Below are 20891 nucleotides of genomic sequence, written 5' to 3'. Positions count from 1 at the left end.
GGCCTGTCTTCGACAACCAAGGAGTGATGATGTCGGTTCAGACCGAGGACATCAACGCACTACGCGCCCAGATTCGCGCCTTTCTGGAAACCGCACCCAAACCCGCCGGACTGCGTAACTACGGCCCCACGCCGACCGCGGACGACGTAGGTCCCGGGCAGCAATGGCATCGCTACCTCGCCGACCACAGCTACACCTGCCTGCACTGGCCACGCGAGTTCGGTGGCCCCGATGCCACGGTGGCGTTCCAAGCCGTCTTCGCTGAAGAATGTGCGCGCGCCGGCGTGCCCCGTCAATTGAATATCACTGGCGCGGATCTGGTCGGCCCGGTTCTGATCAAATTCGGTACCGATAAGCAGAAGGCCCGATTTCTTGAGCCGATCCGGGTTGGCGACAATCTCTGGTGCCAGCTGTTCTCCGAACCCGGTGCGGGATCCGACCTCGCTGCAGTCCGCACTCGTGCCGAGCGCACCGCGAACGGCTGGCGCATCGACGGACAGAAGGTGTGGAGTTCTGCCGCGGCGTCGGCTGACTACGGTCTGCTGTTGGCACGTACCGGGCCGGACAAGCACCGCGGGCTGTCGATGTTCGTCGTCCCGATGGACACGGCCGGCGTCACGGTGCGCCCACTGGTTCAAATGGACGGCGAAAGCAAGTTCAACGAGGTGTTCTTCGACGGCGCCGAACTTCCCGACGACGCGCTGATCGGCGACGTCGGGCAGGGCTGGACAATTGCGCTGGTCACTCTCGGTCGCGAGCGGCTCACGCTTGGTTCCCAGGCGGTCTCGATGTTCCGGCTGCACGAACGGATGATCGCAGCGGCACGCGATCACAACCTGTTGGATCCGGTGCTGGCCCGATCCATGACCAAGCTCTGGGCCCGGATGTGGCTGTTGCGGTTCACCTGGCAACGTGCCATCGACTCCGGTGACCTCACGTCACCGGAGTTCTCGGTCCTCAAACTGATGACGTCGGAGACCGACCGCGACCTCGGAGACCTGGCCACCGAGGTGCTCGGGACCGACGCCTGCGCCGACCCCGCCGACAACGAACTGGTGCACCACATGCTGGTCGGCCGGGCGCAGACCATTTTGGGCGGCACCAGCGAGATTCAGCGCAACATCCTTGGCGAGCGAGTGCTGGGCCTCCCCAAAGAACCACGGTGAAGCTGGACGACGTCCTGCGCCCCGGAATGACGGTGGCGCTCGGTGACGGTGTGGGCGCGGTGCGCTGTCTGGATGACGGGACGTCGGTTGCCGCGGCGCTGAGTGCGCTCGCGCGCCGTGTCGGCTCGCTGCGGCTGGTGCTGGGCTGGCTGCCGGCGCCGTTGGACGGCCTGGATCCCGACGCCTTCACCGAAGTCGTCGCGTTGATGCCGGGGTGGGGTGTTCGCGCGGTACTGCAGAGCCCCTCGGCCCGGTACCTGCCGACCAGCCTGGCCGGCATAGCCGCATCGCTGACCGGGACACTTCGCCCGGACGTTCTGATCACCAAACTCGTTGAGCGAGAAGGGCTGCTGCAGTTCGGCACCGAGGTATCGTGGCAACGCCAGCTCGTCGAGGCCGGTGTGCCGGTGTTGGGGATTGTCGACACGACTGCCCCCGCCGCGAGCGCCGAGGCGCCCCTGGACCCGTCAAGGGTACGAGTGATTGCGCGCAGCGTTGACGGACCGGTCCGGGTGCCGGGCAAGGAGCCCCACGATATTCACAACGCACTGGCCGATGCGGTCTTGCGGTTCGTCCCTGAGGGCGCGCGGCTGCAGTACGGCCCCGGCCAGCTGGGCACCGCCTTGTTGCGCCGCGCACAGATGCCGCTGCGGATCGACACCGGACTGCTGACCGATGCAGTCGTCGACCTCGACAACCGGGGCCTGCTCGTCGGCATGCCGTCCGCGACCTACCTGCTCGGCAGCGAGGTGCTCTACGAGTGGGCCGATGGCCGGCCGATCCTGCGCGGTATCGACCACAGCCATGACACGACCCGGTTATCGCGCGGTGCGCCGTTCGTCGCAGTCAACACCGCTCTCGAGATCGACCCGGTCGGCCAGGTCAATGTCGAGGGGATCGGCCAAAAAGTGGTCGGCGGTATCGGCGGGCACCCCGATTACTGTGCGGCCGCGCGGATGAGCTGCGGCGGGCTATCCATCATCGCGGTCCCCACGACGGTCAACGGACGCTCACCGCTGGTCACGCAGTTGAGCCGTCCCGCTTCTACGCCTGCGCACGACATCGACCTGATCGTCACCGAATCCGGCTATGCCGATCTGCGCGGCGCCGACTGGTCACAACGGCGCAAGCTCATCACCGAACTCTTCGACTGAAGGAGAACCATGACCGAACTCGACGGCCGCGTCGTCCTCGTTACCGGAGGGGGTCGCGGCATCGGTCGCTCACACTGCCTGCAGCTGGCCGCTCAGGGAGCCGCTGTCGTCGTGAACGACCCGGGTGTCGGCCGGGACGGCACCGGCGGCGCCGATGGTCCGGCCGCGGAGGTGGTGAGCGAGATCGAGCGGGCCGGCGGCCGGGCCGTTGCTCACACCGGCTCGGTGGCATCCTGGGATGACGTCGCCGACATGGTGCAGACCGCTGTGACCACATTCGGCACGCTCACCGGTGTGGTCAACAACGCCGGTATCGTCCGCGACGCGATGATCACCAGTGCGACAGAAGCCGATTGGGATGCGGTGATCGCCGTGCACCTGAAGGGTACGTTCGCCGTCACCAAGCACGCCTGCGACTACTGGCGCGCCCAGGCCAAGGCCGGCAGCCCGATCGACGGGCACATCGTCAACACGGTGTCCGGTGCCGGACTGTGGGGCAACATCGGCCAAAGCGCCTACGGCGCCGCCAAGGCCGCCATCGCAAACCTGACCATCGTCACGGCCTTGGAGATGCGGCGCTACGGAGTTGCGGCGAACGCGATCTCGCCGCTGGCAGTGACTCGGATCAGCGAGGATTTCTTCGCCGGCGCCGCAGCCGACGACCCCGCGCTCGATCCGGGACGCAGTTCGGCGGTGGTCGCCTGGCTGCAATCACCCGAGTCGTCGTGGCTGACCGGGCAGATCCTGCGTATCAACGGCCACCGACTCAGCCGGATCACCGGCTTCAGCGAATCCGCGGAACGCTACCACGCCAAAGACGGTGTCAGCCTGCAATTCTCCGAGATCGGGCAGGCGGTCAGCTGGCTATGGGGAACGCTCCCGCGTGGCCTGGCTGGCCCGCTGCCTACGAGCTAGGGACTTGATGAGAAGCACAGATCTAGGCGTGGTCCGTTACGAGCACGAGGCACCGATCGCCCGAATCGTGCTCAACAACCTGGAGCAGGCGAACGCACAATCCAGCGCAATGGTGCAGCAGGTCGACGAATGCCTCGACCGCACTCGGTACGACTACGACATCAAGGTGGTCATTCTCAAGGCCAAGGGCAAGGGGTTCTGCGCCGGTCATGTCATGAAGCCCGGCGCGTATCAGGAGTTCGACGAGGCGGTCGAGCGCGGGGGAAGAACTGGCAGGGCAGCAGAAAGCTGTTCGTGGATCCCACCTTGCGGCTGTAGGAGTTTCCGAAACCGATGATCGCGCAGGTCCACGGATACGCGCTCGGCGGCGGGACGTACTGGGCGCTGTTACCCGATATGACGATCTGCGCCGACGATGCGTATTTCCAGATGCCCCTGGTCCAGGCGCTTGGCTTTCCCGGTGGGGAGACGATGATCGAGCCCTGGGTGTTGATGAACTACAAACGCGCCGCCGAGTACCTGTATACGGCGCAGACGCTGAACGCATCCGATGCTCTGGCGATGTGCCTTGTCAACAGGGTCGTGCCGCGCGCGAACCTCGACGACGAGGTCGAGCGCACCGCAGCACAGATCGCCCGCGCACCGCTATCCACGCTGCAGGCCACCAAGTCACTGCTGCTGCGGGCGTGGGAGGGCATGGGGATGCGTCAGCACATCACGCAGGCCGCCGACCTCATGGCCGTACTCGAAGACATGCGCGACGCGCGGGACCACCGCGTGGCTCTCCTCGGCGGCGGGCGTCTCCCACGCGACGCTATTTCCGATTCCTGACGCGACTAACTTTTCCAGGCCGCCAGAATCTCGTCGACCGTGACCACCGAACCGAGCAGCGAGAAGGCGTAGCTCAACATGTCTTCCTGGAAGGACTTGGGGAACCCGGCCGCCGCATCACGCGCAATCACGATCCGGTAGCCGATATTCACGGCCTCGATCGCCATGCCGATAATCGCCTCATTCAGCGAGATCCCGCCAATGATCAACGTGCGAATTCCGAGACTGCGCAGGATCGGGTCCAGTTCGGTCCCGTTGAACGCGGACATGCCGTGAATGCGGGCCGCGATGATGTCTTCTTCGCGCACATCGAGTTCTGGCAGCACGGCTGCCTGCTCGGAGCCGACGAGAAGGTAGTCCGGGTCCTTGAGCATCGCGGCCATGAGCGGCGTGTTGATGATGATGCCGGCCCGGTCCTTACGGAACTGGAGCGTTGCATGCACCACACGCGCCTTGTTGGTCCGGGTCCCGTCGATCAGCCTGCGCAACCCGTCGATAACCCCGCGTTCGCGCACCTCCGTTGCCTGCGGCCGCATGATGGGCGCGGCGAGGTCACCGATGATGCCGCGCTGCATTTCCGACACGACAACGGCGGTGTGCGCCGGGTCGATGAGTTCGGCAAGTTTCATGTACGCACTCCTCCTGCGCGTCGATCTGTCCCAGACCGCGCATCCAGTCGATCCCTGTGGTGAGCCCGTCGCGCAGCCTCGTCGTTTCGAGGTCCCGGCTCAACCTCGCTTGCCGAAATGCTCCAGTGGGCGTTCGACGAACTCGAAAACTACGCCGTCCGGTGAGCGCAGAAATACGATGAAAAGACCCTCGATCTTGGTCCCCGGCAACGGGCACCACACCGGCTCTCCTTGCGGCTCAATGAAACCCGGTAGCTCAGACAACGCCTTCTCAACGTTCTCGACACGCAGAGCACAGCGGTAGAGACCCTGGCGATTGCCGCCCCACGGCACCGGCTCGCGACCCGCGCCAGGGTGCGCAACCACCGTCAGGCCGAATTGATTCCCGTCCTCGGGCAGCACGTAGCGAGCCACCAGGCAGTCCAATGCCTCAGCGGATCCGTCGGGTGCCAGTTGCGCACCGGTCACCAGAACCCGTGTAGGCGGCTCGACTTCCACAAAGCCGATGGCCGTCAGGAATTCTCCGGTGGCTACCGCATCGATTGCCGCGATCCTGATGCCTGAGAACAGGGCTCCCTTTGACGCGCCGGAATCGGCAAGAGCCTGGGTCAGTTCCACCACCGCACCATCGGGGTCCAGCATGAGCACCGACTCGGTGCCGCTGATCAGGCCGGCCACCGGATCACCGACGACGATCCCGGCATCGCGCAGCGAACCCGCCATGCCCTCCAGATCGTCCACGACGAACAGCGTCGAGCGAATTCCCGGGCGAACGGGATCGGTGCTCGGATCGCGTTTCAGCGCCGGCGTGTGGTACTCGATGGCCTCCAGCGCGCAGCCGGAGCGACCACCCCTAGCATCATAGAGAAACGATGTGGCACAGTATGTTTGGCCGTCGAGACCGAGGATGGTGCCATCCGTGGCGACGTCGGGGTCAGTTCGCATCCGCGCCGACAACCCCAGGTGCCCGGAATAGACGCGCTCGGTGGCGTCCAGGGATCCGCAGTTGAGGTTGACGTGGAGAAAGCGCCGCGCGAGATCCTCGGAGACCACTACAGAACAACCGACTTGATCTTGAAGTCGATGATCTCGTCTTCGTTGAAACCCAATTCAGCCAGCAGCGCGTCGGTGTGTTCGCCGTGCCCGGGCGCGCACACCAGCTCCAGCGGAGTCTCGTCGAACTGCACCGGGCTCGCCGCGAGCGCGAACTCGTTATTGCTCGCGTCGGTGGTGCGGGGCAGGTAGCCGTTGACGATCGCCTGCGGGTCGCTGTGTACCTCGTGCGCGGTGCGCATGATGTCCCACACCCCATCGAACCCCTCAAACGCTTTCTCCCAGTGCGCCAGGTCTTGCGAGCCGAAAGTCTTGCGCAGCTCGGCGATGCACTCCTTGCGGTTCTGGAAGCGCGTCGCGGCATCGTTGTACCGCGGGTCGTCGACGAGATCGGTTCGCCCGAGCCGGGTGCAGAAATCCGACCAGAACCGGTCAGCCTGCAACAACACGAACGCGATGAAGCGATCATCGCGGGTCTTGTAGATGCTGGCCGCCGGATTGGGCATGTCATCGAGTTGGAACTTCGGGATGTCCCGGCCGGTGACGCCGGCGCCGACGATGTCGGGCCCGAGCTGCCAGATCGCCGCATTGAGCAGTGACACGTCGACAACCGACGGCTCGCCGGTGCGCTCACGTTTGAGCAGTGCGCCCGCAATGCCCGCCGCGAGGGCCAGTCCGCCGTAGGAGTCGCCGAACGCAGGCCGCTGAATGGGCGGGTAGGAGCCATCCCCGGCGCCGTAGGCATCTCCGATCCCGCCCCGAGCCCAGTAGGCGGCCAGATCGAACCCCCCTTGTGACGCGAGGTCGCCCTTCGTGCCGTAACCGTGACCGCGAGCGTAGATGATCTTCGGGTTCCGGGCCCGTACCTGTTCGAGGTCGACACCCATCCGCTGCCGCGAGTCCGGCAGCAGGTTGGTGACGAACACGTCGGCGGTTTCGATCAACTTCATCAGCAACTCCAACCCCTCAGCGCTGGAGGTGTCGAGACCGATGCTGCGCTTACCGCGGTTCGGCTGTTCGATGAAGTGGTTCACTCCCCCCGCGCCGGTGACGATGCCCGAACTGATCAGGCCACGTTGCGGATCCCCGGTCTCGGGATGTTCGATCTTGATGACGTCGGCGCCCCAGTCCGCCAGCACCGCACCTGCCGCCGGGACGAATGTCCATGCGGCCAGTTCAACAACACGGATCCCGCTAAGAATGTCGCTCATGTGTTCCTTCAGTCGGAGTAACCGATGGTTTTGGTCTCGGTGTAGGTTTCGAAGCCCTCGAGACCGTTCTGCCGGCCGACGCCGGACATCTTGTAGCCGCCGAACGGGGAGTCGGCTCCGTAGTACATGCCGCTGTTGATCATCACCGAGCCGGTGCGAAGCCGTCTTGCCACCGCCATCGCCCGATCATTGGACCCATGCACGGCCCCGGCCAGGCCGTAGCTGCTGGCATTGGCCAGCTCGACAGCCTCGTCGTCGCCGTCGTACGGGGTGATCGTGATGACCGGGCCGAAGATCTCCTCCCGGAAGATCCGCATCTCCGGCGTGACGTCGGCGAACACGGTCGGCGCGACGAAGTAGCCCCGGTCGAGTCCGGCCGGTGCGGCGCCCCCGACGGTGAGCCGCGCACCTTCCCGCTTGCCGATCTCGATGTACTCCATCACCCGACCACGTTGTTTTGCCGAGACCAGTGGCCCGCAGAAGTTCGTCGGATCGGCCGGATCGCCGCAACCGATGGCGCCAAAGGTGGCGGTGGCGACCTCGACGGCCTGCTCGTAGTGCGAACGTGGCACCAGCACGCGGGTGGCGAGCGCGCAGCCTTGGCCGGAGTGGATCAGCGCACCCATGCACCCGGGCAGCGCGACCGACATATCGGCATCGTCAAGCACGATGTAGGCCGACTTGCCACCGAGTTCGAGCAAGGTCCGTTTCATGGCTTTGGCTGACCGCTCCCGGATCAGCTCGCCAACGGTGGTCGAACCGGTGAAGGAAACCATGTCGATCCGCGCGTCGTCGAGCAGCCGGCTCGATACCTCCAAGTCCGTGGTCGGCACGATATTGACCACACCGGCAGGAATCTCGGTCTGCTCGGCGATCAGGCGGCCCCACCGCAGCGCGCTCCACGGCGTCTCCATCGCGGGCTTGAGGACGACGGTGTTCCCGGTGGCCAGGATCTGTGCCAGCTTGTTGCTGATGATCTCGAACGGAAAATTCCAGGGCGTGATCGCCGCGACCACTCCGACCGGCTCCTTGACCACGACACGGTTGTAAGGAGTGCCCAGCTTGGCGTCCTGGGGCAGCGGCCGTTCCCACCCGAACTCGGAGATGAACTCGGCCGGCCAGCGGATGGCGTCAGCGGCCGGCCAGTCGAGTTGGGCGATGTAGGTCGACGACAGCGGTGCACCGACCTCGGCGACCAGTTCGGCGCGGAAGCTCTCCTTCTCTTTCTGCACCGCCTCATGCAGCTGCAGCAGGCAACGCTGGCGGAATTCCCGGTTGGTCGCCCAGTCGGTGGTGTCGAAGGTCCGCCGGGAGGCGGCGATCGCTCTCTCCATATCTTCACCGCTGGCATCGGTGGCCACGCCCAGGACCTCTTCGGTCGCCGGGTTGATGTTGTCGACGGTGGCGCCCGATGTGGATTCGCGCAGCTCGCCGTCGATGTAGAGCCGAGACTCCGGGTTGAACTGGACGCTTGGCGCGACGACCGGAGCAGCGGTCATTTGGTACTCCTTCTCGCAGAAGTGTCGACGTGCGCTATCGTACCCCTTATAGATAACTGTTTAGCTGATTCGGCCCAAAGGGGTCTCATCTCCGAAACGATGAAAGGGGTACAGATGTCCGCCCCAGTCGATGCCACCGTCCACGGTGGCCGTCAACACGACTATGTGTCGCAGGTCGCTCTCTATCGCCATGACCTGCGACGTTATCTCCGCGATCTGGACTGGGCCGATGAATGGCGAACCGCGGCCTTCAGCACGGCCGAGGATGGCCTGGCCCACGATGCCCGGGTGCTGGCGCGCCTGTACGCGGACGGTTGGAACCGCTACGGCTGGCCAGAGACCGCGGGCGGTCTGGGCGGCGACGAGATTCACCGTGCCGTCTATTACGAAGAGCTGGGCTACGCCATGCTGCCGGTACCGGCCCAGCACTGGACCCTGGAGACACTTGGCCCCGCGCTGCTGAAGTTCGCGCCGGACCTTGCGGCCGAGTACCTGACCGGCTACCTGAGCGGCGCCGAATGGTGGGGCCAAAGCTTCTCGGAGCCGGAGGCGGGCAGCGACCTTGCAACGCTGCGCACCCGCGCCGTCGACGACGGCGCTGGTGGTTTCGTCGTCAACGGCCAGAAGATTTGGACCAGCCAGGGCCCCACCGCAACCCGGCTGCTGGTGCTGGTGCGCACCGGGACGCCAGAGGCCCGGCATCGGGGGCTGACGATGATGATGGTCGACGCCGACGCACCTGGTGTCAGCATTCGCCCGATTGCTCTGGCCAGCGGTCGGCGCGAGCTCGCCGAAGTGTTTTTCGACAACGTCCAGGTTCCGCGGGAGCGGGTGGTGGGCGACGTTGGCGGCGGCTGGGGCGTCGCGATGCACCTGATGCAGTTCGAGCGCGGCATGTACGGCTACGCGGTGCTGACCAAGGTGCTCACCGAGCTGGGCCGGTTGCGCGAAGACATGGTGACCCGCGGTGCCTCAGCGGCGCAACGCGAACGGTTCGCGCGCGTCTACATCGACGTGGTGTCGGCTCAGGCGCGCACCGCAACGACTGTCCGCAGACTTGCCAGAGGCGAGTCCGTCGGCGCGGACAGCAGCATTGACAAGCTGCTGTTTGGCCGCGCTGAAAAGGAGGTCAATGACCTGATCCTCGACGTACGACGCGGCCAGATGATCGCCGGGCAAGCCAGTGCAGACCTGGACACGAGGCGGGCGGAATGGTGGTACTCACGCGCGGCCACCATCATGGGCGGCACGGCCGAGGTTCAGCGCGGCATTATTGCCGACCACCTGCTGGGTCTACCGAAGGAGAGGCGAGGTCAGTGACTGACGAATCGTGGCCGATGGTCGAAGAAGCCGTGTTCCGGCTATTCGACGAACTCGCCGCCAAGGATGCGGGCGAACACGTAGCGGTCGGACCGCGACTGGCCGAACTCGGCTGGTCAGACATCGAGGCCGAATATCCGATCGAGGCCTGCCAGCTGCTCTTCCGCGCCCAGGGAAGGTCGTTGGCGCACACCGACTGCCTGGACCGGGTGATGGTGGCAGAACTGGCGACGCTGCTCGACGAGCCGGTCGACGGCATTGTGCTGCCAGACCTCGTCGCGGGCTATACGCCCGGCTCCGACAGCGACCGAGTGGCCGGCATCGTATTAGGTCCGCTCGACGGCCGCCTAGTCGTCCCGGTTTCCGGTGCGATGGGAGCAGTGTCCATCGGCGTCATCGAGGCCGACCGGCTGACCGGGCAACGACTGGATACCTTCGACCCGTCGGCGTACTGGACTCAGGTGAGTGGGCCGCTGGACGTCGCACTGGTCGACGCTTCCACCGAATGGAATCGTGCGATCGCCGCTGCGCACCGAGCACTGGCGACCGAGCTGGTGGCGCTGGCCGATCAGGCCCTTCGGATCGCGGTCGATCATGTGAAGGTCCGCGTCCAGTTCGGTGCCCCGATCGGTTCCTTCCAATCGCCGCGACATGCGCTGGCCGATGCGTCGGCCGTCCTGGAGGGAGCGCGGGCACTACTCGGCGAATCGTGGCGCTACGGCGGCAGACTGTCGGCGCAGACCGCCAAGGCGGCGGCCGGTCGGGCGCACCGCGCGGTTGCCGATGCGGCACTGCAGGTGAGCGGGGCGATCGGCCTGACCGCCGAGCACGAACTACACCGATATGTCACCCGGGGATTTCAGGTCGACTCGCTGTGTGGGTCCTACCTTCAGTTAGAAGCGCTATTGGGTGAGCGGTTGTTCGACATCTACGCTCCCGGCCGCCCGTTACCCGCAATCGTCACCCGGGCCGAAGACTAACTAGGGAAAGAATATGCGCCGCAATATTTTCGACGAGGTTCATGACGACTTCCGCGCTACCGCGCGCGCGTTCTTCGAACGCGAATGCGCCCCGAACACCGAAAAGTGGGAGCGCGACGGCAAAGTCAGCCGGGAGGCGTGGCTGGCAGCGGGCGAACACGGACTGATCGGCTGGGCACTGCCCGAGCGTTACGGCGGGTTAGGCGTCACCGATTTCCGGTTTAACCAGATCGTGTCCGAGGAGATGTTCGGTACCGGTTCGGTCGGGATCGGTCTGGGCGTCCAGAACGACATCCTGGTGCCTTATCTCAACGACCTGACCACCGAGGAACAAAAGGAGCGCTGGCTACCGAAATTCATCACCGGCGAGTACATCGGATCGATCGCGATGTCCGAGCCGGCCGCGGGCTCGGATCTGGCGGGGATCAAGACCACCGCGCGCGACGACGGCGACGCGTGGATCGTCAATGGCCAGAAAACATTCATCAGCAATGGCCTGTTATCCAAACTGGTGCTCACCGCCGTCAAGACCGACCCGTCGGCTCGACACAAGGGCGTCAGCCTGCTGATGATCGAGGACGGCATGGAGGGTTTCACCCGTGGCCGCAAGCTGGACAAGATCGGGCAGTATTCCGCCGACACCGCGGAGCTGTTCTTCGACAACGTGCGGGTGCCCAAGGCGAACCTCGTCGGAGAGCTCAACCGCGGCTTCTATCACCTGGTGTCGCATCTGCCCAGCGAGCGGGTGGGCATCGCGTGCTATGCGCTACCGGCCGCGCGACGCGCCCTGGAGCTGACCAAGGTCTACGCGCTGGAGCGGACAGCCTTTGGACAACCGATCGGCAAGTTCCAGGTGAACCGGCATTTCCTGGCCGAGATGCAGACCAAGCTCGATGCGGCCCAGACCTACCTGGACCAGTGCATCCTGGCGCTCAACGACGGTGAGCTCTCCGACCAGGATGCCGCCGGACTCAAATGGTGGACCTCCGAAGTCCAGTGGGAGATCATGGACCGCTGCCTACAGATCTACGGCGGCTACGGCTACATCAACGAATACGAGGTGGCCCGGCTGTGGCGGGATTCTCGGGTGCAGCGCCTGTACGGCGGGACCACCGAGATCATGAAGGATCTGATGGGCCGGTCGATGGGGTATTAGGCATGACCTTGCTCACTCGTCGGCCGGAGGTTCCCGACTGGCCGCAGAAATTCAGCTAACCTCCCAAATAGTTAGCTGATTGAAGGTATCTACCGGTGGAGGTCGATTATGGAGGTCACCAGTCTTCGGGAACCGAAGATGGCTGATCGGGTGGCCACGGTGCTGCGCCGGATGTTCATTCGCGGTGAGATCCCCGAAGGTACGATGTTGCCGCCGGAATCAGAGCTCATGGAACAGTTCGGCGTATCCCGGCCGACTCTGCGCGAAGCGTTCCGAGTATTGGAATCGGAGTCGCTGATCGAAGTGCAGCGCGGCGTACGCGGCGGTGCCCGGGTGACGCGACCGCGACGCGAGACCCTCGCCCGCTATGCCGGCCTGATCCTCGAGTACGAGGGCGTGACGGTGAAGGACGTTTACGATGCCCGCGTCAATTTGGAAACGCCGATGGTCGTGCAGATCGCGAAGGATCGCAATCCGGCCGTGATCGCCGAACTCGAGGAGATCGTCGAACGCGAGGCGCAGCTGAAGCCGGGTAGCGAGGCCGTCGACCAGTTGACCGACTTCCACGCGGCCATCGCACGTCTGTCGGGCGGCAAGACCCTGCAGATCGTCAGCGACATGCTGCATCACATCATCGAGAAGGCGAACCGCTCACTGCAGCCGACCAAGGGAACACGCGCCGAGCAGGCAGTCCGCCGCTCGGCAAAGACCCACCGGATGATCTTGGATTTGATCAAGGCTGGTGACAGCGAGAAGGCCGGCGAGCTGTGGCGCAAGCATCTGCAGAAAGCGGAGGAATTCGTGCTGACCGGGTCCGAATTGTCAACGGTCGTCGATCTTCTCGAATGACCGGTACAGACGAACGAGTGGCCCGGCAGGACACCGAGACGCCCGACACGATCCAAGCCCGGTTCGGGATTGAGTTTCTCGACGAGAATCCAGCCGATGCGATAGCGGTGATGTCCATGCCGATGTCGGGGCTGCGCAATCCTTTCACCGACGCACCCAGCATCGGCCCACTGGCGATTCTGGTCGACGCCGCAGGCGGCATGGTCAATCACTATCGCCGCCGCCCTGATCAGTGGACCGTGTCGAGCGAGCTGTCGGTCGAACTGAGCGTCGACGGTTTCGGCGATCACGACGCCTCGGTGGTGGCCAGCGCGCGGCCACTGGGTCCGGTCGGTGCGACCTCGCTGTCAATCTGCACCCTGACCTGCGGTGAGATACTTCTCGGCGGTGCAACGGTACGGTCCTTCTTCATTCCCACGGGCGACCTCATCGGCGATCGGCCGCCGGACTCACTGGTGCGGACGGCACAGACGAGCCTTTCGGATCTGATGGCGATCCGGCCCCGTTCGCTCGATGACAGCCTCCGGGTGTTGGAGCAACATCCTGATCCCAACCTCTACAACGATATCGGCATCATGCACGGCGGCGTGGCGGCGGCCGGCTTGGAGTTAGCCGCTTCGGCGGCGATCAATCAGCAACCCGCCGACGGGTTGCTCCGGACGGCGTCGCTGCGGGTGAACTTCCTACGCCCTTTCATCGCCGGCGAAAACTCCCGCTACATCGGCACGCCGATGCGGATGGGCCAACGGACCGCGGTTGGCGACGCGCAGGCGGTCGGCGACGACGGCAAGGTGGCAATCACGGCACGGGTCACCGCCTACCGCTGAATCGAAATTCTTCAGTGAAACCCTCCGCAGAAACGCCGGCGTGTTTTTTCGTCGCTGACGGCGAGGTCTATCACCCCACGCGGCTGGCGCGGGGGCCCTGGGGCCCGCAGCTGAGCGGTAACTACGTCGGCGGATTGCTCGGCCGCGCCGTCGAACAGCAGGTCAGCGATCCCGATCTGCAGCCTGCCCGGCTGACTGTGGACCTGCTCCGCCCGGTGGCACCCCAGCCTCTGCAGGTCGACGCCCACGTAGTCCGTCGGGGACGCCGCCTGCAGCTCGTCGACGCGGTGATGATCCAGGAGGGCACCATGGTGGCGCGCGCCAGCGCACTGTTTCTCCCTCGCAGCGAGCACACCACGGCTACTGTGTGGACTTCGCCGATCGTCATGCCCGACATGCCGAAAGAGCCCGAAGTGCTGCCTGACGACCTCCCGATGCTCCTTCACTCCTACGGCCGCGATCCCGTCAACGGCAGTCCGGGCGTGGGAGTCGACCAATGGCGGCACAACGGTCAAAAGTTCGCGTGGGTGCGGGAAACCAAGCTTCTCGTCGATGACGAGGAGCTCACCCCGTTCACGCGCGCTGCTATGGCGGCCGACGTAACCAGTTCGCTGACCAACTGGAGCACGGCCGGGCTGCAATTCGTCAACGCCGACTACACGCTGACCCTCAGCCGCCTGCCGAAGGGCGTCCACATCGGGTTGGCAGCGGTCACGCATTACAGCCAGTCGGGGGTCGCCACCGGCGTCGCAACGATTTTCGACCGTGAGGGTCCCATCGGCAGTGGGATGGCGACCGCACTGGCCAACCCCGGATTCGCACCGCCCCCATCGATGCTGCCCGGATGAAGCGGAGCGTTTCGGCGTTGGATCCGCTATTTTTTCGCGCGTGCCCGGAACGCGGCGACCCGCTCCTTGAACTCAGGCGTGGAGAACGAGGTGTACTCCTCGGCCAGAGCGTACTCAAGCACGCCCAGCGCTGCGCGGGACAGATGCATGTTGAGCGCGACCTTGGAGGACCGCACAGCCTGTGCCGGTAGACCGGCCAACCGCTCACCCAGGGCCAGCGCCTCGTCGAGGACCGTGTCATCGCTGACGACTTTCGTTACCAGGTTCAGCTTTTCGGCGATCGGCGCGGTGATCTTGTCACCCAACAGCACGTATTCCTTGGCCTTCATCATGCCGATCAGCAGCGGCAGCATCGCCGCTCCCCCGTCGCCGGCGGTCAATCCGACCGCGACGTGCGGATCGGCCAGGTAGCTGTTCTCGCCCATGACCAGCAGGTCGGACAGCAGGGCGATCGAGCAGCCGAGCCCGACCGCTGGACCGTTGACCGCCGAGACCAGCGGCTTGGGAAAGTTGATCACCTCGAGGAAGACCGTTCGGGCCTCGGCGATCTGTGACTGCCGAGCCCCCGCATCCTCGATCAGGCGTCCGAACATGACCATGTCGCCGCCGGCCGAAAAAGCCTTCCCGACACCGGTCGTCACCACCGCCCGGACATCCTCATCGGCGGCGAGAACCCGCCAGATGCTGGCGAATGCGTGGTGCACCTCTTCGTTGACGGCATTGAACGCCTCAGGTCGGTTGATGCTGACCACGTGGACGTCGCCGGCCTTTTCGACCAACAGCCAGGGGGCGAACTGCTCGTAACCGGCAAGCGTGGCGATTTCGGAGGTGGTCATGGAACTCCCGTCAATTCTTGTCGTTGGAGAGGATGGTGACGGCTGAGACCGCGGTCGGTCCGCCGATGTTGTGTGCCAGCGCAACTCGTGCCCCGTCAACCTGGTTTTCGGCGTCACCGCGAAGTTGGTTGAACAGTTCGTAGCACTGCGCCACTCCGGTCGCGCCCGGCGGGTGGCCCTTGGCCTTGAGACCACCACTGGGATTGATCGGGATCGAACCGCCGACGTAGTTCTCCCGGCCTTCGACCAGCTTGTACGCTTCGAATCGATTGGCGAAGCCGAGGTCTTCGTAACTGATCAACTCCACACCTGTGAAACAGTCGTGCACTTCGGCGACATCGACGTCACGGGGCGTCAGACCGGCCATCTTCATAGCCGCTTTCGCTGCCCGAACCGTGGGAGGGAACGTCGTCATGTCCGCCTTGTGCTGGTGCATCACCCGGTCCATGCCGATCCCGACGCCACGCACCCACACCGGCCGATTGGTGTATTGGTCCACGACATCCTCGGCGGCCAAAATAACCGCGGCCGCCCCGTCACTCTGCGGAGTGCAGTCGTAGAGCCCGAAAGGCTCCACGACGATCGGCGCGGCCAGTGCCTGCTCGACAGTGATCTCGTAGCGCAGCTGGGCCTTCGGGTTCTTGAGCGCGTGGAAGTGGTTCTTCACCGCCACCATCGCCATATGTTCCTTGGTCGCCGGCGACTCATGCAGATAGCGGTTGACATGTAACGCGAAGTTTGCCGGCGCGACCAGGCCCAGCGGGTAATCCCAAGCGTTGTCCCGCGTCATGGCGGCCCATTCCCAGAACGTCGTGTTCGACGCCGTCTCGCGCACCTTGTCGGCACCGACCACGAGCACCACGTCATACAGCCCGGATGCGATCGCCAGCGCACCGTTGCGAATGGCATCGTTCCCCGTGGCACAGGCGTTTTCGACACGAGTGACGGGGATGTCGGTGAGGTCGAGAGTGTCCGCGAGGATTCCCGACGGAAATCCGTCGGTGGTGGACAGTTCGCCGAACCAGGCCGCTTCGATCTCGGACTTGCTGATGCCCTTGTCGACGTGCGCGACCGCTTCGGAGTAGGCCATCGGCACCAGGTCCTTGATACCGAGGTCGAAGTGTTCAGCGAACGGCGTCATCCCGGCACCGACGATCGCAACATTCCTCATGCGTGGGCTCCTTCCGTGCGCCCCGGCCAAAAGGCGTACCCATAGTCGGGTATACCCGTACGAGTCGCGATCTTGCGCAACACCACCGAACCGGTCTGCCCGATGGTTGTCTCACCGGCTGGTACACCGGTGACCTTGAGCAGCACCCGAACGGGGCTGCCGTCGAGTTGGACGACGGCTAGCGAGTACGGACTGGGCAGATCAGGAACCGGGATCCGGATGGTCGTGTGCGTGTAGACGGTGCCGGTGCGGGGCAGCGGTACAAGCCGGTAATCATCGGCCAGTCCACCGATGTCGTCGACGCGGAGCCGCGGCGGGAACTGCGGGGCTGCGTCGATTCCGGGACGTTCATCGAAAACTGCTGCCTCCCAACGCAATTTGGGATCGAATGCGCGCGAGTACGCGGACAGGGAGATCGGGATGCCGACGCCGGCGGCGACGCGTGTCTTGGGCAGGTCGCGTACCGCCGCCTCGTCGCGGGCGATCCAGAGCCCGCCGCCTGGAGGCGTCAGCTCGGCCACGCTCACCGTGGACTGTTCGATCGCAACCAACAAGCCGGATGCGCGCTTGTCGATCGCGTCGGCCAGCAACCGGATCACCGCGGCGGCGGACACGCTGGGATCGCCGGCGGCGGCCGACGTGTCAAAGGCCCGGCCAAGCTGCGCGGCCGGCGCCCCGGCCACCGCAGCCACGGTCGGCGTCCCGGTCAGGCCCAGCCGCGCGAGTGTGGCGCGCACCCCGATCTCACGCTGCAGCCTGGGGTCACCGTAAGCGTGCCGGGTGCCGTCGGCGCCGCGCGCCAACAACGGCAGGCTGCGCGTTTGCCGGGCTACCGGCGTCACCTCCGCGCCCGCCGTGCCCGCCCCGATCAACACCGCCGCGGCGCCGACGGCGTCCGCGTCGTCGGCGGCGACCACCAGGGTTCCCGGGGTAGCACCGCCGATCTGGTCCAGTACCGCGGGCGCTCCACCCAGCACCTCGGTCACCGGGATGTCGGCCGACAGCGACAGCCCGGCCAGCAACACCGCGCCGTTCCCACCTTCAAGCAGCGGAAAGTCTCGCGACACCATGACGACGCATTGCGCTGTTCCGTCGGGGTCAGCGGCCCGGCCGGCCGCCACGGCCATGGTCACCGCATCCTCGTCCGGGCCTTTGACCCGGCCACTACCGTTGGTCCACGGCGGCAGATAGGTGCCGACCGAGATGACGCGACTCATACCGACCTCGATTCTGCGCCCGACGGCCGCTCGGCGGGATGGGACTTATCGAATATCATTATATAGTTATATCATTCTGAGCATGACAGGTCAGCGGCAAGAGGAGGGCACGCAGCCGTGAGCAATTCGCGCACCTTGAAAGGCCGCGTCGTTGTGGTCACCGGCTCCAGCCGGGGCATCGGCCGCGAGATCGCGATTCGCGCCGCAGCCGACGGGGCCAACGTAGCGCTGCTGGCCAGGACGGACGTACCGAACCCCAAGATCTCGGGCACGCTGAGCGAGACTGCCGATGCGGTGCAGGAGGCCGGCGGGCGGGCGTTGCCGCTGGTGTGCGACGTCCGCGACGAGGACAGCGTCAACCGGGCCATCGCCGCGGTTGACGAGGCGTTCGGCGCGATCGACGTCGTGGTCAACAACGCCGGCGCGCTGGACCTGCGCCCCACCGGCAAGCTGCCGCTGAAGAACTTCGGCCGACTCCTGGCGGTGAATGTCGAAGGCCCGTTTGCAGTGACGCAGGCCGCTCTTGCGTTGCTGCGCCAGTCCGACAACGCCCACATCGTCAACGTGTCACCGCCGCTGAACCTTCAGCCGGAGTGGGTCGGCGCGCACGTCGGGCACACCGTGGGCAAGTACGCCGAGAGTCTGCTGACGCTGGGGTGGTCCGCGGAATTTGCCTCGATACCCATTGCGGTGAACTCCCTGTGGCCCGCCACGACCGTCGCGAGTACCGGAATGATGGTGGCGATGGGCGAAGACGCGGTACAGGCGCAGGCGCGCAGTCCGCGCATCATGGCCGATGCTCTGCACGCGCTGGTCACCCGCTCTGCCGGTGAGTGCAGCGGGTGCTTCTACACCGACGAAGAGGTGCTGCGCGAGGAAGGGATCGATGATCTGTCCGAATATCGCCTGGCCGCTCGCGACGAGGACCTGACACCCAACTTCTACCTGTCGTCGAGTCCACTACCGAAGGTGTAGGAGCCAGGACTCCATGACTTCCTTTGACGTGTTGTGTGCAAACGAGCCCGAGCTCGCCACGTTGCGGGACTCGGTTCGAGATTTTCTTCGCGCCGACCGCGACGAGTTCGGCTGGGAACCCGGGGTGGACTCGTGGCTTGCCGGCTGGGATGAGGGCTTCAGCGCCCGGTTGGGTGCAGCCGGGTTCGTCGGGCTGACCATCCCGGAGAGCTACGGCGGCCACGGGCGCGGGCATCTGCATCGCTACGTCGTCGCCGAGGAGTTGCTGGCCGCGGGTGCACCGGTCGCGGCGCATTGGACCGCCGACCGCCAGGTCGCACCGGGATTACTCGCCTACGGCACCGCGGAACAACGGAGCCGGCTGCTACCCCGCATCGCCGCAGGACAGTTCTACTCGTCGATCGGGATGAGCGAACACGGCGCCGGCTCCGACCTGGCCGCCGTGCAGACCAAAGCGGTCCGGGCGGATGGTGGTTGGCTACTCAGCGGCACGAAGGTGTGGACCAGCGGCGCGCACAAGGCACACCAGGTCGTGGTGTTGGCGCGCACCAGCGCTCCCGACCCGCAGCACCGCCACGCCGGGTTCAGCCAGTTCCTGGTGCCGTGCCAGGCCGACGGTGTACGTGTCGAACCGATACTGCTGATGTCCGGGGCGCATCACTTCAACGAGGTCAGCTTCGACCAGGTGTTCGTGCCAGACGCCGACGTGCTCGGCGAGATCGGCAACGGATGGCATCAAGTCACCTCGGAGCTGTCGTTCGAGCGCAGCGGCCCGGATCGGATGCTGTCCACCGCACCGCTCCTCTTCGCTGCCATCCGCACACTCAGTTCGGACAGATCCACCGACGACGGCACAGCCGCAGCGGTCGGCGATCTCCTGGCGCGGATGATTTCACTGCGCCAGCTCTCGGTGTCCGTGGCCCGCACCTTGGCCGACGGTGGCGACCCCGCCAACCAGGCTGCACTCGTCAAGGACCTCGGCACCCGCTTCGAGCAGGAGTCGGTGGAGGCGGCCGCGGATCTACTCGAGCGGACGCAACAAGATCAGGCACTGAAGCGCATGCTGGCCACCGCCCGTTTGCACAAGCCGATGTTCACGCTGCGCGGTGGCACCAACGAGGTACTGCGCGGCGTGGTGGCTCGCGGAATGGGGTTGCGATGAATGCACTGTGGGGCGGTGTGCTCGACACGGATGATTCTCGCGACGATGACACCGCGGAGTTGCGTCAGCTCGTCGACACTCTCGGACGGCGTTCATTCGATTCCCGGCTAGGTCGACGAGCGGTGCCGGAGGAATTCGACGCACCCCTCTGGCGCGACCTCGAAGACACCGGCCTGACCCGGCTGACCAGCACGGCCGATCTCGGCGCCGGGCCGGTCGAGTCCGCGGTTCTGCTCTACGGTCTGGCTCGTCACGCCGCGGCAATCCCTATCGCCGAGACCGACATCTTGGCCGCCTGGCTGGGATCACAAGCCGGCATCGAACTTCCCGACGGGCCGCTGACCGTCGCGATCGGGCAAGCCGATACCGCCACCGGCCGGGTCAGCGGCACCGCGCCGGACGTGCCCTGGACAAGCACGTGCGCAACGGTGCTGGTCGCGGCGAACGGCAGGGATGGGCTGCACGTCGGCATCCTCGACATCGAGAGCGCCACCATCCATGAAGGACACAACCTGGCCGGCGAACCGCGTGACACCATCACGTTCGATGTGCCCGCCGACGACCTGCGCGTCCTCGACCCGACGCTCACAACCGAACTGCAACGCCGCGGCGCATGGGCCCGCTGTGTGCAGATCATCGGTGCGCTCGACGCCGCCGCAGCGCTAACGGTGAACCACACCCGCAATCGCGTGCAGTTCGGCCGCTCACTCAGTGCATTCCAGTCGGTGCAGCACTCACTGGCCGTAATGGCTGGCGATATCGAACGCGCCCGTGCCGCAACCACCCTGGCCATCAGCGCAGCTGCCGATCACGGGTTCGCCTCGCCGCAAACCGATTACGCCGTCACCGTAGCCAAGATTGTCACGGGCCAGGTGGTCGACACGGCCACCACCATCGCTCACCAACTGCACGGCGCGATCGGTGTCACCGCCGAGCATCCGCTCTGGCTCGCCACCCTGCGCGCCCAAAGCTGGGTCCACGACTACGGCAGCACAGCCCTCCACGCGCGCCGCCTCGGCCGACTGGTCTTGGCCTCAGGAGATCCGTGGGGCTTGCTGGTCGGCGAAATGACATCCTAAGAAGAAACCGGTT

Annotated in this window: 21 protein-coding genes; 14 read left to right on the top strand and 7 right to left on the bottom strand. The window is 65.4% G+C overall.

Annotated elements, in window-relative coordinates:
- The first annotated feature begins 26 nt into the window (after positions 1-26).
- Genes K6T84_RS20355 through K6T84_RS20335 form a run of 5 tightly spaced genes read left to right on the top strand, consistent with a single transcriptional unit; the run spans position 27 to position 4066 of the window.
- Positions 27-1166, top strand: a complete 1140-nt coding sequence (locus tag K6T84_RS20355; RefSeq protein WP_408066153.1) for an acyl-CoA dehydrogenase family protein — start codon at positions 27-29, stop codon at positions 1164-1166.
- A 26-nt stretch (positions 1167-1192) separates the two neighbouring features.
- A complete protein-coding gene (locus K6T84_RS20350) occupies positions 1193-2320 on the top strand; it encodes an acetyl-CoA hydrolase/transferase C-terminal domain-containing protein (RefSeq protein ID WP_329786811.1) in 1128 nt (375 codons plus the stop codon).
- Positions 2321-2329: 9 nt separating this feature from the next.
- Positions 2330-3235 carry an SDR family NAD(P)-dependent oxidoreductase gene (locus K6T84_RS20345; RefSeq protein ID WP_329786793.1) on the top strand — a complete coding sequence of 302 codons (906 nt, stop codon included), beginning with the start codon at positions 2330-2332 and terminating at the stop codon, positions 3233-3235.
- Between the two features lie 28 nt (positions 3236-3263).
- Positions 3264-3572, top strand: a complete 309-nt coding sequence (locus K6T84_RS20340) for an enoyl-CoA hydratase/isomerase family protein (RefSeq protein ID WP_329786792.1) — start codon at positions 3264-3266, stop codon at positions 3570-3572.
- Positions 3569-4066 carry an enoyl-CoA hydratase-related protein gene (locus tag K6T84_RS20335; protein ID WP_329786791.1) on the top strand — a complete coding sequence of 166 codons (498 nt, stop codon included), beginning with the start codon at positions 3569-3571 and terminating at the stop codon, positions 4064-4066. Before K6T84_RS20340 ends, K6T84_RS20335 begins: the two co-directional genes overlap by 4 nt.
- A gap of 5 nt (positions 4067-4071) precedes the next feature.
- Here the strand turns inward: K6T84_RS20335 and K6T84_RS20330 are convergent, their stop codons facing one another.
- The 4 genes from K6T84_RS20330 to K6T84_RS20315 form a co-directional block, all read right to left on the bottom strand.
- Positions 4072-4695: a cysteine hydrolase family protein gene (locus tag K6T84_RS20330; RefSeq protein ID WP_329786790.1), complete on the bottom strand. Its 624-nt coding sequence runs from the start codon at positions 4693-4695 to the stop codon at positions 4072-4074.
- 99 nt (positions 4696-4794) lie between these two features.
- Entirely contained in the window at positions 4795-5748 is a 954-nt protein-coding gene (locus K6T84_RS20325) for a VOC family protein (protein WP_329786789.1), read from the bottom strand.
- Positions 5748-6959, bottom strand: coding sequence for a CaiB/BaiF CoA transferase family protein (locus K6T84_RS20320; protein WP_329786788.1), 1212 nt, complete (start codon positions 6957-6959; stop codon positions 5748-5750). The genes K6T84_RS20325 and K6T84_RS20320 overlap by 1 nt, the downstream gene beginning before the upstream one ends.
- Before the next feature lie 8 nt (positions 6960-6967).
- Positions 6968-8458 carry an aldehyde dehydrogenase family protein gene (locus tag K6T84_RS20315; RefSeq protein WP_329786787.1) on the bottom strand — a complete coding sequence of 497 codons (1491 nt, stop codon included), beginning with the start codon at positions 8456-8458 and terminating at the stop codon, positions 6968-6970.
- Positions 8459-8572: 114 nt separating this feature from the next.
- Between K6T84_RS20315 and K6T84_RS20310 the strand changes: the two genes are divergently transcribed.
- From K6T84_RS20310 to K6T84_RS20285, 6 genes are all read left to right on the top strand, one after another.
- Complete coding sequence (locus tag K6T84_RS20310; RefSeq protein ID WP_329786786.1) at positions 8573-9778, top strand: acyl-CoA dehydrogenase family protein; 1206 nt, start codon at positions 8573-8575, stop codon at positions 9776-9778.
- Between the two features lie 17 nt (positions 9779-9795).
- Positions 9796-10758 carry an acyl-CoA dehydrogenase family protein gene (locus K6T84_RS20305; RefSeq protein WP_329786810.1) on the top strand — a complete coding sequence of 321 codons (963 nt, stop codon included), beginning with the start codon at positions 9796-9798 and terminating at the stop codon, positions 10756-10758.
- 13 nt (positions 10759-10771) lie between these two features.
- Positions 10772-11914 (top strand): acyl-CoA dehydrogenase family protein, encoded by a 1143-nt coding sequence (locus K6T84_RS20300; protein ID WP_329786785.1) that lies wholly within the window; start codon positions 10772-10774, stop codon positions 11912-11914.
- 108 nt (positions 11915-12022) lie between these two features.
- On the top strand, positions 12023-12763 hold the full coding sequence (locus K6T84_RS20295) for a FadR/GntR family transcriptional regulator (RefSeq protein WP_329786784.1): 741 nt from the start codon (positions 12023-12025) through the stop codon (positions 12761-12763).
- Positions 12760-13590, top strand: a complete 831-nt coding sequence (locus tag K6T84_RS20290; RefSeq protein WP_329786783.1) for a PaaI family thioesterase — start codon at positions 12760-12762, stop codon at positions 13588-13590. The genes K6T84_RS20295 and K6T84_RS20290 overlap by 4 nt, the downstream gene beginning before the upstream one ends.
- Positions 13591-13604: 14 nt before the next feature.
- The gene (locus K6T84_RS20285; protein WP_329786782.1) at positions 13605-14438 is read left to right on the top strand and encodes a thioesterase family protein; all 834 of its coding nucleotides are present in this window, start codon (positions 13605-13607) and stop codon (positions 14436-14438) included.
- A 26-nt stretch (positions 14439-14464) separates the two neighbouring features.
- Here K6T84_RS20285 and K6T84_RS20280 read toward each other — a convergent pair whose 3' ends face one another.
- From K6T84_RS20280 to K6T84_RS20270, 3 genes are read right to left on the bottom strand one after another with little or no spacing between them, the layout of a single operon-like run.
- Positions 14465-15274, bottom strand: coding sequence for an enoyl-CoA hydratase/isomerase family protein (locus tag K6T84_RS20280; protein WP_329786781.1), 810 nt, complete (start codon positions 15272-15274; stop codon positions 14465-14467).
- Positions 15275-15284: 10 nt separating this feature from the next.
- Positions 15285-16445: a thiolase C-terminal domain-containing protein gene (locus K6T84_RS20275; RefSeq protein WP_329786780.1), complete on the bottom strand. Its 1161-nt coding sequence runs from the start codon at positions 16443-16445 to the stop codon at positions 15285-15287.
- A complete protein-coding gene (locus K6T84_RS20270) occupies positions 16442-17662 on the bottom strand; it encodes a Zn-ribbon domain-containing OB-fold protein (RefSeq protein ID WP_329786779.1) in 1221 nt (406 codons plus the stop codon). Before K6T84_RS20270 ends, K6T84_RS20275 begins: the two co-directional genes overlap by 4 nt.
- Before the next feature lie 117 nt (positions 17663-17779).
- Here K6T84_RS20270 and K6T84_RS20265 point away from each other — a divergent pair, with 117 nt between their 5' ends.
- The 3 genes from K6T84_RS20265 to K6T84_RS20255 are packed head-to-tail and all read left to right on the top strand — an operon-like array spanning position 17780 to position 20878.
- The gene (locus tag K6T84_RS20265; protein ID WP_329786778.1) at positions 17780-18637 is read left to right on the top strand and encodes an SDR family oxidoreductase; all 858 of its coding nucleotides are present in this window, start codon (positions 17780-17782) and stop codon (positions 18635-18637) included.
- A gap of 13 nt (positions 18638-18650) precedes the next feature.
- Entirely contained in the window at positions 18651-19799 is a 1149-nt protein-coding gene (locus K6T84_RS20260) for an acyl-CoA dehydrogenase family protein (RefSeq protein ID WP_329786777.1), read from the top strand.
- On the top strand, positions 19796-20878 hold the full coding sequence (locus K6T84_RS20255; protein WP_329786776.1) for an acyl-CoA dehydrogenase family protein: 1083 nt from the start codon (positions 19796-19798) through the stop codon (positions 20876-20878). The genes K6T84_RS20260 and K6T84_RS20255 overlap by 4 nt, the downstream gene beginning before the upstream one ends.
- The last annotated feature ends 13 nt before the right edge of the window (positions 20879-20891 follow it).

The organism is Mycobacterium zoologicum (assembly GCF_020181635.2).
GTDB lineage: Bacteria > Actinomycetota > Actinomycetes > Mycobacteriales > Mycobacteriaceae > Mycobacterium > Mycobacterium zoologicum.
Note: the sequence above shows the minus strand (reverse complement) of the source record. Positions and strands in the feature narration are given on the sequence as shown.